Origin of the sequence: Xanthomonas hyacinthi, from assembly GCF_009769165.1 — a bacterium.
Lineage (GTDB): Bacteria > Pseudomonadota > Gammaproteobacteria > Xanthomonadales > Xanthomonadaceae > Xanthomonas_A > Xanthomonas_A hyacinthi.
In genome coordinates, this window is sequence record NZ_CP043476.1 from 1,879,599 (window position 1) to 1,893,439 (window position 13,841).

Annotated in this window: 10 protein-coding genes and 2 pseudogenes; 6 read left to right on the forward strand and 6 right to left on the reverse strand. The window is 66.6% G+C overall.

The window, feature by feature from the left end; all coding sequences use genetic code 11:
* Nucleotides 1-31: 31 nt before the first annotated feature.
* The 4 genes and pseudogenes from FZ025_RS08460 to FZ025_RS08475 form a co-directional block, all read right to left on the reverse strand.
* A complete protein-coding gene (locus FZ025_RS08460; protein ID WP_046979411.1) occupies nucleotides 32-316 on the reverse strand; it encodes a GIY-YIG nuclease family protein in 285 nt (94 codons plus the stop codon).
* 333 nt (nucleotides 317-649) lie between these two features.
* Nucleotides 650-1,723, reverse strand: a complete 1,074-nt coding sequence (locus FZ025_RS08465) for a 3-deoxy-7-phosphoheptulonate synthase (RefSeq protein WP_046979409.1) — start codon at nucleotides 1,721-1,723, stop codon at nucleotides 650-652.
* 99 nt (nucleotides 1,724-1,822) lie between these two features.
* Entirely contained in the window at nucleotides 1,823-2,347 is a 525-nt protein-coding gene (locus tag FZ025_RS22320) for a TonB-dependent receptor (RefSeq protein WP_046979410.1), read from the reverse strand.
* Nucleotides 2,340-2,501, reverse strand: a pseudogene (locus FZ025_RS08475) (transposase); the annotation flags it as partial. The pseudogene FZ025_RS08475 and the gene FZ025_RS22320, both read right to left, overlap by 8 nt.
* 229 nt (nucleotides 2,502-2,730) lie before the next feature.
* Here FZ025_RS08475 and FZ025_RS08480 point away from each other — a divergent pair.
* Entirely contained in the window at nucleotides 2,731-3,747 is a 1,017-nt protein-coding gene (locus FZ025_RS08480; protein WP_158185509.1) for an IS30 family transposase, read from the forward strand.
* Between the two features lie 214 nt (nucleotides 3,748-3,961).
* Here FZ025_RS08480 and FZ025_RS08485 read toward each other — a convergent pair whose 3' ends face one another.
* Entirely contained in the window at nucleotides 3,962-6,988 is a 3,027-nt protein-coding gene (locus tag FZ025_RS08485) for a TonB-dependent receptor (protein WP_046979135.1), read from the reverse strand.
* 687 nt (nucleotides 6,989-7,675) lie between these two features.
* Here FZ025_RS08485 and FZ025_RS08490 point away from each other — a divergent pair.
* Together FZ025_RS08490 and FZ025_RS08495 are read left to right on the forward strand one after the other, a co-directional pair.
* Nucleotides 7,676-8,014: pseudogene (locus tag FZ025_RS08490) on the forward strand (integrase core domain-containing protein); the annotation flags it as partial.
* A 242-nt stretch (nucleotides 8,015-8,256) separates the two neighbouring features.
* On the forward strand, nucleotides 8,257-8,874 hold the full coding sequence (locus FZ025_RS08495; protein ID WP_046979136.1) for a hypothetical protein: 618 nt from the start codon (nucleotides 8,257-8,259) through the stop codon (nucleotides 8,872-8,874).
* 482 nt (nucleotides 8,875-9,356) lie between these two features.
* On the opposite strand, the gene FZ025_RS08500 is transcribed toward FZ025_RS08495, so the two are convergent.
* Nucleotides 9,357-9,830, reverse strand: a complete 474-nt coding sequence (locus tag FZ025_RS08500) for a YehS family protein (protein ID WP_046979517.1) — start codon at nucleotides 9,828-9,830, stop codon at nucleotides 9,357-9,359.
* Between the two features lie 181 nt (nucleotides 9,831-10,011).
* Here FZ025_RS08500 and FZ025_RS08505 point away from each other — a divergent pair, with 181 nt between their 5' ends.
* From FZ025_RS08505 to FZ025_RS08515, 3 genes are all read left to right on the forward strand, one after another.
* Complete coding sequence (locus tag FZ025_RS08505; protein WP_046979516.1) at nucleotides 10,012-10,881, forward strand: DeoR/GlpR family DNA-binding transcription regulator; 870 nt, start codon at nucleotides 10,012-10,014, stop codon at nucleotides 10,879-10,881.
* 352 nt (nucleotides 10,882-11,233) lie between these two features.
* Entirely contained in the window at nucleotides 11,234-12,748 is a 1,515-nt protein-coding gene (gene glpD / locus FZ025_RS08510) for a glycerol-3-phosphate dehydrogenase (protein WP_046979515.1), read from the forward strand.
* A gap of 181 nt (nucleotides 12,749-12,929) precedes the next feature.
* The gene (locus FZ025_RS08515) at nucleotides 12,930-13,748 is read left to right on the forward strand and encodes an MIP/aquaporin family protein (RefSeq protein ID WP_046979514.1); all 819 of its coding nucleotides are present in this window, start codon (nucleotides 12,930-12,932) and stop codon (nucleotides 13,746-13,748) included.
* Nucleotides 13,749-13,841 lie beyond the last annotated feature (93 nt).

Here is a 13,841-nt window from a genome sequence, read left to right on the forward strand (position 1 = left end):
GGCGATCGAGGCCAAAGCCTCCACCGCGCCGCTATGTCTCGATGGACGAGGAAACCAGCTCGGGCTCGCGGAGGAACGCCAGCTTGCGTGCGCGCGGCAGTTGCTTGAGCGCCCATTCGGCGCGCGAGGCGGCGGCGCGGTCCGGATAGGCGCGGCTGGCCAGCAGCCGCAGCGGCGGGTTGGCGCGGGTGTACCTGGCGCCGCTGCCACGCAGATGCGCCTGGTAGCGCGCCTGCAGATCGAGGGTGATGCCCGCGTAGTAGCTGCCGTTGCGGCATTCGAGCAGATACAGGAACCAGGGCGTGGCGTCGGCCATGCGCGCATTATCGGCCAGCGCGCGCCTTGCGTCACAGCCGCGCATGCTTCGCCGCCATGTGCGTCCTGCCGATGCCGATCATGGGATCGCGTCGCGGCGCTGAACCGATGCAAAACCGGCTTTAACGCAACCCGGACACCTTGCTAGCCGCTGCCACATGGCGACACACGCGGGCGATGCCGCAGGCGCATAACGTCAGCACCGGTTCGCGGCCGTCGATGACAAAGCTCTCTCCCTTTCTATTCGACGGCGCGGCCGGGTCTTTCAAGGCGCCGACACACAAGATCGAAACCGGGCCGTCAGGCCGGTTTTCGTTGCCGCACCCGCCTTGACTCAGGCCGCCTGCGACAACCGCGCCTGGCGCCGTGCACGCACCGCCTGCGCCAAGCGCTCCAGCACCTGCACCGAGCTGTCCCAGTCGATGCAGCCGTCGGTGATGCTCTGCCCGTAGACCAGCGGCTGGCCGTCGACCAGTTCCTGACGGCCGCCGACCAGGTGGCTCTCCACCATCGCACCGACGATGCGGGTCTGTCCGGCTTCCAGCTGCGCGGCGATGTCCTCGATCACCTTCGGCTGGTTGTCCGGATTCTTGCCGCTGTTGGCGTGGCTGGCATCGACCATCAGCCGTGCCGGCAGCCCGGCCTTCTCCAGCACCTGGCCGGCGGCGGCGACGCTGGCCGCGTCGTAGTTGGGCAGCTTGCCGCCACGCAGGATCACGTGGCAATCGGGGTTGCCGGTGGTGGTGGCGACGGCGGTCTGCCCATCCTTGGTCACCGCCAGGAAATGGTGCGGATGCGAGGCCGCGCCGACCGCATCGACCGCGATCTTGACGTCGCCGCTGGTGCCGTTCTTGAACCCGACCGGGCACGACAGGCCCGAGGCCAGTTCGCGGTGCACCTGGCTTTCGGTGGTGCGCGCGCCGATCGCGCCCCAGGCCACCAGATCGGCGATGTACTGCGGCGAGATGATGTCGAGGAATTCGACACCCGCCGGCAGGCCGAGACGGTTGATGTCGCGCAGCAGGCCGCGCGCCAGGCGCAGGCCCTTGTTGATGTCGAAGCTGCCGTCGAGGTTGGGATCGTTGATCAGGCCCTTCCAGCCGACCGTGGTGCGCGGTTTTTCGAAGTACACCCGCATCACGATCTCCAGCGCATCGCCGTAGGTGTCGCGCAGCGGGCGCAGGCGCTGCGCGTAGTCCATCGCCGCCACCGGATCGTGGATCGAGCACGGGCCGATCACCACCGCCAGGCGGTCGTCGCGGCCGTGCAGGATCTCGTGCAGCGCCGCGCGCGAGGCGGCGACGGTGTGCGAGGCCTGCTCGTCGCAGGGCAGCAGCGACAGCAGATGGGCGGGCCGGGTCAGCGGTTCGATCTTGTGGATGCGCAGATCGTCGGTATGGGGAGCCATGGGGAATCTCTCGGTCGGGTTCTGGGTGGGCCAGGTCCGGCGGCATGAAAAAAGCCGCCAGGTTCGCTGGCGGCTTTCGGGATGCGGCTGAAGTTTCCTTCAGGGTGAACGCAATCCTTCCTCCGCCAGCGGCATCGGAAAACCGTAGTACCAAAAATAAAAGCTGCGGTTGGCGTTCATGGCTTGCATTGATAGCACAGGATTTTTGCGAGTGCCACAGTTGCTGATGCAACTGCTGGGACCGGGGACCGGGGACCCGGAAAAGCAAGAGCCCTGCGCTTTCGCTTTTCCCGGGTCCCCGGGGTCCCCGGTCCCTGGTCCCGAAGATTCAAAATGTCGAACACATACCGCCGCCGCCTCGCGGCCGATCGCGTCGTACAGCGTGGTGGTGTTGAGCTGGTCGCCGTAGCAGCGTTTCTCGTTGCCGTCGCCGGCGGTGTTGCGCACGTTGTTGGCGTACAGGTTCACCTTCATCTTCGGGGTGATGCGGTAGCCGGCGGTCAGGTTCCAGTACACCGCCGGGCCGACGCGGCCGAAGTAGCGGGCGGTGCTGTCGCCGACGTGCGGGTTGGCGCTGTCGGTGACCCGGCATTCGTCCGACGGGCTCGGCGGTTCTTCACCCAAGTCCGGGGAAGGCAGCCCGGATCCTCAGGAGGAAGTAGGCGTCATCGCAGTACCCGCAGGCCATGCGGTTGATCACCTTGATCTTGTTGTTGACGCCCTCGACCAGGTTGGTGCCCAGTGGCCAGCGGCAGTGCGTCAGGATGCCTTGCCGGTACCTGATTCCCCATCAGTCGCATCCCCTGATCCGGACTCCACCGCTGCCCTATCGGCTCGCAACGGTGGATGCGTGATGTGGGGAATCAGGTGCGGGTATGGTTCCAGCCGGCGCACGAAGACCTTCAGCGGTTCCAGGCCGTTGCGCAGGGCGCGGCGCGACACCCAGCCCCCACCCAGGGCAGACTCAACTTCCAAGTGCAACACCTCACAGAGCGTAGGGTGTTGCGATGGGAAGACAGTACAGTCATCTGAGTAGTGAGGAACGCGCGGTGCTTCAGGTCGAACGCGATCGGGGAACGAGTCTTCGTGGGATCGGTCGCCGCCTGGGGCGTAGCGCATCGACGCTGAGCCGCGAGATCCGGCGTCTGGACAGCGGCGTGTACTCGGCGCATGCGGCAGCCCTGGTGTATCGATCGCGGCGATCGCGCAGCGTACGAGCACGCAGGCTGATCGCGGGCGCGGTGCTGTTCGAGTTCGTCCACGACCGTCTTGTGTTCGATCGCTGGTCGCCGCAGCAGATCGCGGCCACACTGCGGGACATGCATCCAGACGACGCCAGCCAGCGGGTCAGTCACGAGACGATCTACGCGGCCATCTACGCGCATCCGCGCGGCGGCCTGAAGCAGGCCCTGGTCGATGCATTGCGCCAGAGCAAGCCCACGCGAGGCCGCAGGCGCACCACAGCAGCGGCGCGCACCTGGGTACCGGAGGAGCTGCGCATCGTGCATCGGCCCGAAGCGGTGGAACAGCGCCTGCTGCCGGGGCATTGGGAGGGCGACCTGATCAAGGGCGCGTTCAACCGGTCCTGCGTGGGCACGCTGGTCGAGCGCAAGACACGCTTCGTGGTGCTGTGCAGGATGGATGGCTGCACCGCGGACGCCGCGCTGGAAGGCTTCACTCGCCAGATGAAGAAGCTGCCGGCCTTCCTGCGCGAGAGCCTGACCTACGACCGCGGAACGGAACTGACCTGTTACGAGGAGCTGATGCGACGGTTGAACATCGACGTGTGGTTCGCCGATCCGTATGCGCCGTGGCAGCGGGGCAGCAACGAGAACACCAATGGCCTGCTGCGCCAGTTCCTGCCCAAGGGCGTGGACTTGTCGCAAGCGAGCCAGGAGTACCTCAATCACGTCGCCAAGCTGATGAATGGGCGTCCTCGCCAGACATTAGGCTGGGCCACGCCGGCAGCGGCCATGGAGAAGGAAATCCTCGCCTTCAAATCACGTGTTGCACTTGATTCTTGAGACCGCCCAGCCAGCCAACTGCGCAATACAATCCACGTCGGCCACGGCCGATCCCCGTTTTGCTTTTAGACAACGACACTTCCGACGGTCGGCCATGCGCCTCTCCCCTCCGTAGGGAGAAGAACCAAAAAAGCCCCGGCGGAGCCGGGGCGGGAGTGGAGTAGACGCGGCGCTGCGGCGGAACGTCCAGGCTGAACATTGCGCTGCCAGGTGCTCAGAAGTCGTAGGACGCCGACAGGCGGACGGAGCGCGGCTGGGTGTAGTAGGTGCCGATGCCGTAAGTATTGGAAACGGTATAGGGATCGGTTTCGTAGGTGGCGTCGATCTGTACCGGCTTGCGTTCGTTGAGTACGTTGAACGCCTGCAGGCCGAACGCCAGCTTGTGGTCGGCGAAGGCAGGGCGATAGGTCGCGCCCAGGTCCACCAGCTTGGTCCAGGGTAGGCGGCCCGATTGGCCCGGGCTGGATGGGCTGCCGCCGCAGTAGTGGTAAGCCGAGCCGTAGCTGATCGGATCTGATTCGTCGGTGCCGTAGTAGCCCAGGCAGGACTTCGGCATGCCGGACGCGATCTTCAGCGTGGCCGAGACCATCCACTCGGGGGTGAACTGGTAGGCGCCGAAGGCCTTCAGCTGGTGCCGACGGTCGTTGGCCAGATCGCCGCCCGCGTATTCCATCAGTGGGGCGGAGTCCCAGTCCTGGGTCTTGGAAACGTCGGTCTGGCCGATGTCGGACTTCACCTGGCCTTCGGTGTTGCCATAGCTGTGCGACCAGGTGTAGTCGACGCGGCCGTACCATTTTTCATCGAACGGATGCTCCAGGAACAGATCGACGGCGGCGTAGGCGCGCTTGGCCGAATCGGTGAAGCCCCAGTCCGAGCGCGACATCTTCAACGTTGTGTAGCCGGAGCCGTCCACGTTGGCGAGCTTGTAGGTGTTGCTCTCGCCAGGATTGAACAGCACGCAGCCCGGAATCGTGACCGAATCCGGATCGATACCCAGCGAGGTGAGCTTGCTCGACATCTTGTCGCTGTCGCAGACATCGTCGATCGCCGACTGCAGCTTGCGGTAGGTGAGCTTGGCGCCGGAGTTCCACTTGTCGCCGATGGTCTTCTCGAAACCGACGATGAGCTCGTCCTGGTACTGCGACTTCAGGTCGTTGGGCGTGAACGAGTTCGGATCCGGCGCTTCGCCGTATTCGCCGTTGCTGGACACCGGGCCGGGACCCAGCGCGGTCAGGCCGGCAGGCTCGCCGTTCGCATCGATGCCGGTGTAGGTGAAATACTCGCGGGTGTAGGTCGAGGCCGAGGCGCCGCGGATGGCGACGCTGTTGGGCAGCGCGAGATAGTAGCGGCCGAGGTTGGCGAACAGCTTGAACGAGGAGTCGCCGAACACGTCCCAGCTCACGCCCATGCGTGGCGCCCACTGGTCGCCGCTGTCCACGTAGGCCACGTGGCTGCTGTTGAAGTTGGTGAACTTGTCGTTGCGCACGCCCAGGGTCAGCAGCCAGTTGTCGCTCACCTGCCAGCGATCTTCCAGGTAGTAGGCCTTCTGCTCCACCGCCATGCTGGTGGCGGTGGTGAAGATGTACTTCTGCACGTAATAGCCGTTGCCGCCGGCAGCGCCGACCCCGAGGTTGGGATCGATGGCCACGTTCGGGTTGGAGGCCTTGCTGTAGATCCAAAGATAGCCCGGTCCGCTGGTATCGACGCCTTCGTTGTAGGCGTTGAAATACATGTTGTCCACGCCGGCGGTCAGGTCGTGGTTGCCGATGCGGTACTCCAGCTCCACGCGCAGGCCGCGGGTCTTGTTCTGCGCATTGGCGTTCTTGACCGTGGTCGAGGCCTGGCTATTGGTGATTCGGGTGCCGCCGGTGATCGACGGATCCTGGTTGGTGGCGCCGCTGATGTAGGGCAGGTCCGAGGACGCCGGATTGGCCTGGTAGTCTTTCTCGCGACTGCGGCCCCAGGTCGCGTTCAGGGTCAGGTCGTCGGTCAGGTAGCCGGTGTACTTGAAGATGTCGTCGGTGTCGGTGAGCTTGTAGGTGTCCGGAGAGGTGCCGGTGCGATCGCCTTCGCTGAGGGTGTCGTAGTCGTAGGACGTGTAGTAGCCGGCGCGGCGGTCGGTGTTCTGGATGCGCGTGTATTCCAGGATGTTGCTGTCGTTGATGTTCCAGTCGATCTTGCCGTAGAACTTCGGCGCGCTATAGTTGTAGTGGTTGCGCGCCTGGACGCTGTCGGCGCTGTTGTTGGTCGACACGCCCTCGGTCTTGTTGGATTCGCCGGCGACGAAGACGAACAGGCGATCCTCGATCAGCGGGCCGCCGGCGTAGGCGCTGTAGGTGGTGTTGGTGCTGGTGTCGCCCTTGCGCCGGCGATACAGGGTGCCGGCGAGGTCGGGGTTTTCGTAGGCGTAGTCGCTGGCCAGGCTGGCGCTTGGATACCAGATATCGCGCGGCGAACTGGCCAGCGAATCCGGCGCCCAGGTGGTCTGGAAGCCGAAGTGCCACTCGTTGGTGCCGCGCTTGCCGACCTGGTTGATCACGCCGCCGGTGGAGCGCCCGTACTTGGAACTGTAGCCGCCGGTGTAGGTTTCCTGCTGGTCGATCGCGCCGTAAGGCAGGCTCAGGCCGCCGAGGTTGTTCAGCGGGTTGCTGACGTTGAATCCATTGATGTAATACGCGTTCTCGGTCACCCCGGAGCCGCCGAAGGACACCACAGAGCGGCTGCCGTTGGTGAATGCGCCGCTGCCGGAGACGGTGCCCGGAGCCAGCAGCGCGATCGCCTCGGCGCTGCGGCCCAGCGGCAGCGTATCCAGCTGCTCGGAGGTGATCACCGAGCGCGACGCGGTGCTGGTGACATCGATCTTCGGCGCGCTGGCGGCGGTGACGGTCAGTGCTTCCAGCGTGGTCGCGTCGGCCGCTGCGAACGAGACTTCCGTCCCCGATCCGACGCGTAGCAAGACGTTCTTGCGCGTGTCGATCGTTTCCTCGCCGCGGCGCAGGATCACGGTGTAGTTGCCGATCGGAAGCGAACCGAGGGCGTAGCGGCCATTGCCGTCGACCGGCACGGTCCTGCTCAACCCGGTGTCGCTTTGGATCGTGATGCTGGTTCCGGTGGCCGGCGCGGAACCGTAGATGCTGCCGGTGGTGCTTTGCGCGTGGACGGCGCCTTGGGCCAGCGAAGCGCTGAGGATCATGGCCAGAGCGGCGCGCTTGAATGCCTTTCGATCAGGGCGGTTGCTCATTAGCTTGCCTTCGATGAAGTGGGGGCAGGCCGCATATGAACGACCTTAACGCAAACGTAATAACGGCGTGCTAGTGCGTGCAATGGGCTGGGGCAGGATCTGCCATTATCCGCATCGAATATGCGGAAATTTGTATAATTAATGGGTGGAACCGATATCTTGAACCATAGAAATGCGCAAATCGCCAGTGCCGATTGCTATACAGATAGAAGTCGCGCCAGGTGTCTTTTCTTGCCATTTATTGAAATGATGTGACATGAACCACATGTTTTGGCGAATTTTCAGCCTGTCTTTGGTTCGATGCGTGCCCTTTGAGGTGCTGGTGGAAAACTATTTGAGATGACGAATTCGACATATATTTTGCATTGCTACGGGTCGCATGAAAGTTGCAGCTGGGCCCGCAAACAGCGCTGAATGGCTGATCGTCGCCTCTAGATGCGTCTCCTCCATCTACCTGGTCGATGGCGTTGTCGCTCACGGGTTGTCCGCCAGCGCTGTATGTCGCAGCGTCGGGCCTGGCGGTCAGGTCATGGCTTCGCGGCGCTGGCCGATGGCCTCAGTGCGCTGCTGTAGCGGTTGCCCGGTCCAGCCACTCCTTGGACATCAAGAAACTCGGCCGCTTTGGGCGGCCCGGGCATCGCCTCACCGGGATCGGACCCGCGTCAGCGACGATGCCGGCTGGGTACCGGCATCGAACCCTCCGTCAGCAGCGTCGGCAACTCTTACGACAACGCCTTGGCCGAGACGATCAACGGGTTGTACAAGACCGAACCGATCCATCGGCGAGCGCCCTGGAAGACCCGCGCAGCCGTCGAACGGGCCACCCTCGCGTGGCTCTCATGGTTCAATAATCAACGCCTGCTCGAACCCCTCGGCTATCTCGCGCCCGCCGCAGCCGCGGCAAACGACTGGCGGCAGCAAGCAGATCGGGCCATGCACGCCTGTCCCACGCTGACTGGCCGCCGCCGCCAGGCTCAAGCCATGGCCGGAGGACACGCTGCGGGATGTGCCGGTCTTCCCGGTTGAGTGAGCGTGCTAATCAGGTCGCTCCATGGCAGCAAGCCGCCTGCATGGGCCGTGCGAATCGCTGGCCGCGATCGGCAACCGGCGGGCTGCCGCCAAGGCCGCGCGCTCGCGCCGGGACGCCGCTGCGCGGTATCGCGTCGCGATCTCCCCATGTGCGGCTGCAGCATGCCAATTGCGGCCACTGTGCTAGAAAGGAGCTGCTTCAAGCCGTCGTCCGCCACCGCATCTGCAGGGAGCCTGTCATGATCGCTTTGTTCAAGGGGTTGGGGTTGTTGCTGGAGGACAACGCGCTGCACCAGCGCTCGTTCCCCGAACAGGTGGCGCACTGGCAGCACAAGAGCGAGACGCAGCTGCGTGCGGAAGTGGACCTGCTGGCCCAGGCCAAGCAGCAATGGCTGGTGGCCTCGATCATCGGCTGGCAGGCGATCTCGCTGGTCATCCTCGGCGTCATCACCAATCAGCTGTGGCAGCACGACTACCACGTGACCTTCTCGCGCATCGTCATCGTGTTCAGCTCGTGGGTCGCGATCCTGTTCGTGATCTGGTTCATCGCCAACATGTTCGACCGCACCGCCGGCTTCGAGCGCTGGCTCACCGCCTTCAACAGCCGCGAGGCGTTGTCGGCCGATGCGGATACGGTGGAGTGCGTCGCCGACGCGCTGAACATGGCGCGCAAGTATCCGGAGATCCTCGAGTACAAGCGCGAGGTGGTGGCCAACCGCGAACTGCGCCACGAGGACATCCGCATCATGCGCGAGATGGGCCGCATCCGCCTGCATGCCGAACTGGTCGCCGCCCTGACCCAGTTCGAAGGCGTGCCGCCCGGCGGCCAGAACGGCGTGCTCCGCGTCGCCGGCTGAACCCGGCCGACGCGCCTGCGCGCGGCCCGGCAGGACGCGCTGCATCCTCGTCGGCCACGGACAATGCTTGCGCCACCGCACGGCCGCTGCCGCGCGCCATGACCCGCTCAAAGCGACGTTGTAGTTTTCGATCGCGCGCCCTGCTTGCGGCGCTAGCTGTCGCCGCAGCATCGGCGACGTGCACGCGCGAGCGTTTCGCTTCGACGAATGGCGCCGGTTCGGCGCTGCCAGCGACCATCAGCGCCCAGAACGCGCCGACGCCATGCGCGCCGGAAGCGCCGTCTCCACCACGGGCCGCCCCTGCCCCGTAACGCGCCCCCCGCTCCGCCCCAGCCGCTTCATTGTTCAACCGCAAGCGGCACCACAGTTCGCGCCATCCCCTGTCGCTTGGCCCGGTGTCCGCAAAACAGGGGGCAAGAGCGGATGGCCCGAGGCCACCCAGAGTCCCTCCTGCAGGCAGCAGCCAGTCCACGCACGTCGCCTCAGCCCGCCGCGCGGATGCGCAAGGTCAGGCCCTTGAGGAAGTTGCGCAGCAGCTGGTCACCGCACAGGCGGAAGTTCTTGTGCTCGGGCTGGCGGAACAGCGCCGACAGCTCCGGCTTGGACACCGGGAAACCGGCATCGGCGAAGATCTGGTGCATGTCCACGTCCTTGAGCTGGAACGCCACGCGCAGCTTCTTCAGCACCACGTTGTTGGTGACCCGGATTTCCACCGGGCGCGCCGGCAGACGCTCGTCGCGGCCGCGGTAGTGGAACACCAGCCCGTCGAGGAAATGCGCCAGGACCCGGTCGCTGCATTCGACGAAGCCGTCCTCGTCTTCCTTCTTCAGGTAGGCCGGCACCTGGGTCTTGTCGATCGGGAGGGCGGGATCGGCGAGCTGGACCGTGTCCACAATCATCTGGTCGCTCAGGTCGAGCAGGTAGCGGATGGAGCGCAGTACGTCGTTGTTGATCATGGCCGGTCCGGTGCTGCCGGTAGCGTCCGGCGGGTGCGTAGTCTAGGCCGTGCGATTCATCCCGAGTAGGCCGCGTCGGGTCTGCCAGGGCGTTGCGCGGCGCGGCGCCGACGCATGGTGTCCGCTGTCCGGTTCGCGCGATCGCGGCCGGCGCGGCCACCGCTGTTGCATCCGCTCGCGCATGCGCCATCATCGGCGCATGGACAACACGACCACCCCCAAGCCGAGCGCGGTGCCCGCGCTCAATCCGCGCCAGGAACGCCTGGTGGCGCTGGTGCGGCAGCAGGGCTATGCCGAAGTGGAGGGGCTGGCCACGCGGTTCGAGGTGACCCCGCAGACGATCCGCCGCGACCTGGCGCTGCTGTGCGAGGCCGGCCTGCTGCGCCGCTACCACGGCGGGGTCAGCCTGCCGTCGAGCGTGGAGAACCTGGCCTATGCGGCGCGCAAGTCGCTGCAGGCGCAGGAGAAGCGGCGCATCGCCACGCTGCTGGCGCAGCACATCCCCGACGACGCCTCGCTGTTCATCAATATCGGCACCACCAACGAGGACGTGGCGCGCGCGCTGATGGGGCACAGCGGGCTGCGGGTGATCACCAACAACCTCAACGTGGCGGTGATGATGAGCGCCAATCCGAGCTTCGAGGTGGTGGTGGCCGGCGGGCGCGTGCGCGGCCGCGACCAGGGCGTCACCGGCGAGGCCACGATCGAGCTGATCCGCCAGTTCAAGGTGGATTTCGGGGTGATCGGCATTTCCGGCATCGATCCGGACGGCACCTTACTGGATTTCGATTTCCACGAGGTGCGGGTGGCACAGGCCATCATCGAGCACTCGCGGCAGGTGTTCCTGGCCGCCGACCACAGCAAGCTCGGCCGCAATGCCATGGTCCGGCTCGGGCCGATCGCGCGGGTCCAGGCCTGGTTTACCGACCGCGCGCCGCCGCCGGAGCTGGCCGCCGTGCTGGCCGAGGCCGGCACCCGCGTGTTCGTTGCCGAGGGCGGCGCTGAAGGGGAGGCGGAGGTGGTGGCCGGCAGCCAGGCCGATCCGGACTGAGCCGCGCCGCACGCGGTGCGCGTGGTCGAGGCATGCCGGCGTGGGGCGGATGCCGGGCAGCCCGGCGACCGGCTTGCGGAGGTGACGCCCCCGCATTTCGTGTGCGTTTATGTTCGTATCATTTCATTATTTTTACGTTAAGCCCTTGCCGGCGTCGCTATTGGCGGTGGGTGGGCTGCCGGAAATGCGGCCATCCCCCACGCGCGTATGCGCCACTACCAGCGGTTTGCCTTGGCGCTACGCTGCAGCGCAGCGTGCTATGTTCGTAAATGTTCGTTTACGATCTTTTCGTCCTTCGTCGTTGACTCGGGTGCTTGCCGGCCCGGGGACGCGACGCTTCCGGAGTCAGGCAATGCGCGAGATCTACGATGTGCTGGTGGTCGGTGGCGGTATCAATGGCGTGGGCATCGCCCGCGACGCGGTCGGCCGCGGCCTGTCGGTGTGCCTGTGCGAACGCGATGACCTGGCCTCGCATACCTCCAGCGCCAGCACCAAGCTGATCCACGGCGGGCTGCGCTACCTGGAGCAGTACGAGTTCGCGTTGGTCGGCAAGGCGCTGGCCGAGCGCGAGGTGCTGCTGCGCCTGGCCCCACACATCATCTGGCCGCTGCGCTTCCTGCTGCCGCACCAGCCGCACCTGCGCCCGGCGTGGATGATCCGCACCGGCCTGTTCCTGTACGACCATCTCGGCCGCGGCCGCCGCACCCTGCCCGGTTCGCGGCGCATGGCGTTGCGCTCGGACCCGGTCGGCGCGCCGCTGCGCGAGGAATTCCGCACCGGCTTCGTCTATTCCGACGCCTGGGTGCAGGACGCGCGGCTGGTGGTGCTCAATGCGATGGACGCAGCGCAACGCGGCGCGCGGATCCTGACCCGCACCCGCTGCGTCGCGGCGCGCCGCGTCGGCGGCGTCTGGCAGGTGCTGCTGGAGCAGGCCGACGGGCGCCGCCAGGACGTGCAGGCGCGCGCACTGGTCAATGCCGCCGGGCCATGGGCGGTGCAGTTCCTGGACGACGTGGCCAAGGTCGGCCACGACCACGCGCTGCGCCTGGTCAAGGGCAGCCACATCGTGGTGCCGCGGCTGTTCGAGCACGACCACGCCTACATCTTCCAGCAGCCCGACCGGCGCATCGTGTTCGCGATCCCCTACGAGCACGACTTCACCTTGATCGGCACCACCGACGTGGACTACCGCGCCGATCCGTCCGCGCCGAAGATCGATGCCGAGGAGACGCGCTACCTGTGCGAGGCCGCCAACCGCTACTTCCTCAAGCAGATCGCGCCCAGCGATGTGGTGTGGAGCTACAGCGGCGTGCGCCCGCTGCTCGACGACGAGGAGGACAACGCCGCCGAAGTCACCCGCGACTATCTACTGGAGCTGGATGCGGACGACGGCGCGGCGCTGCTCAACGTGTTCGGCGGCAAGCTCACCACCTACCGCAAGCTGGCCGAGGAGGCGGTGGACCGGCTGGTCGCGCACGCCGGACGCAAGGCGCCGGCCTGGACCGTGCGCGGCGCGCCGCTGCCTGGCGGCGAGCGCCGCGACATCCACGCGCTGGCGCAGGAACTGCGCGCGGCGCGGCCGTGGCTGAGCGAGGCGACCGCCACGCGGCTGGCGCGCAACTACGGCACCCGCGCCACGCTGCTGCTGGGCGAGGCCGCCTCGCTGCAGGACTTGGGCGAGCATTTCGGCGCCGACCTGTACCAGGCCGAGGTCGACTACCTGCGCCAGCACGAATGGGTGACCCAGGCCGACGACCTGCTGTGGCGCCGCAGCAAGCTCGGCCTGCGCATCGACGCGGCCGGCCGCCAGCGCCTGAGCGACTATCTGCAGCAGGCGCCGGCCGCGGTGGCCGCCGCGCCCGCATGAGGCAAGCACCGCGGCCGGCGTGCCCGTCCCGGGCGCCGGCCGCGCGTGCGCAATCGCCGCGCGCGATCGGCATCCGCCGCCGCGCGCGAACCTGGGAACGACCGTGGAGGGTGGCAGGCATGTGCAAGACGACGACCGGCATGACCGGCAAGACGACGACCGCAGTGCGGGAGCAGCACGAATGAACCGGCAACTGCTCGGCGAACTGATTTCCGAGGCGGTGGCGATGGTGATCATCATCGCCTTCGGCTGCTCGGTGGCGTGCATGTACGTGCTGTACGACCCCAGTCCCTACCAGCACGCCTACTGGGGCGTGTGCATCGCCTGGGGCCTGGCGGTGACGATCGCGATCTACGTCACCGGTTCGGTCTCCGGCACCCACGCCAACCCGGCGGTGACCCTGGCGCTGGCCGTGTTCCGCGGGTTCGCATGGAACAAGGTGCTGCCGTACTGGGCGGCGCAGGTGGTCGGCGCGTTCCTCGGCGCGGGCATCGTCTACCTGCTGTTCGCGCCGGTGATCGACCACTACAACCAGGCGCATCAGCTGACCCGCGAAGCGGGTGGCGCGGCCGGCGTGTTCTTCACCGCGCCGGGCCTGGCGATCACGCCGATGCATGCGCTGCGCGACCAGGTGATCCTGACCGCGTTCCTGATCTTCGGCATCTTCGCCATCACCGAGCGCTACAACGAGGCCGCGCCCACCGCCAATGCCGGTGCGCTGATCATCGGCCTGCTGGTGGCGACCATCGGCGCCTCGATGGGTTACCTGGAAGCGTGGGCGATCAACCCGGCGCGCGATTTCGGGCCGCGCCTGTTCGCCTACGTCGCCGGCTGGGGGTCCTCGGCGCTGCCGTCGGCCGACAACTACTGGTGGATCCCGATCGTCGGCCCGCTGATCGGCGGCGTGGTCGGCGGCGCGGCCTACCAGTGGCTGATCTATCCGTTCCTGCCGGCGCGGGTGAAGGCGCTCGAGGAAGCAGCGGCCTCGCGCCGGGCCTGAGCCGACGCGACACCCGTGCCGGCGCTGCCGGCACGTCCCCATCCATTCCGGGCGCCGCCGCGGCGCGCGCCTCACGATCCCGCAGGAGTCACC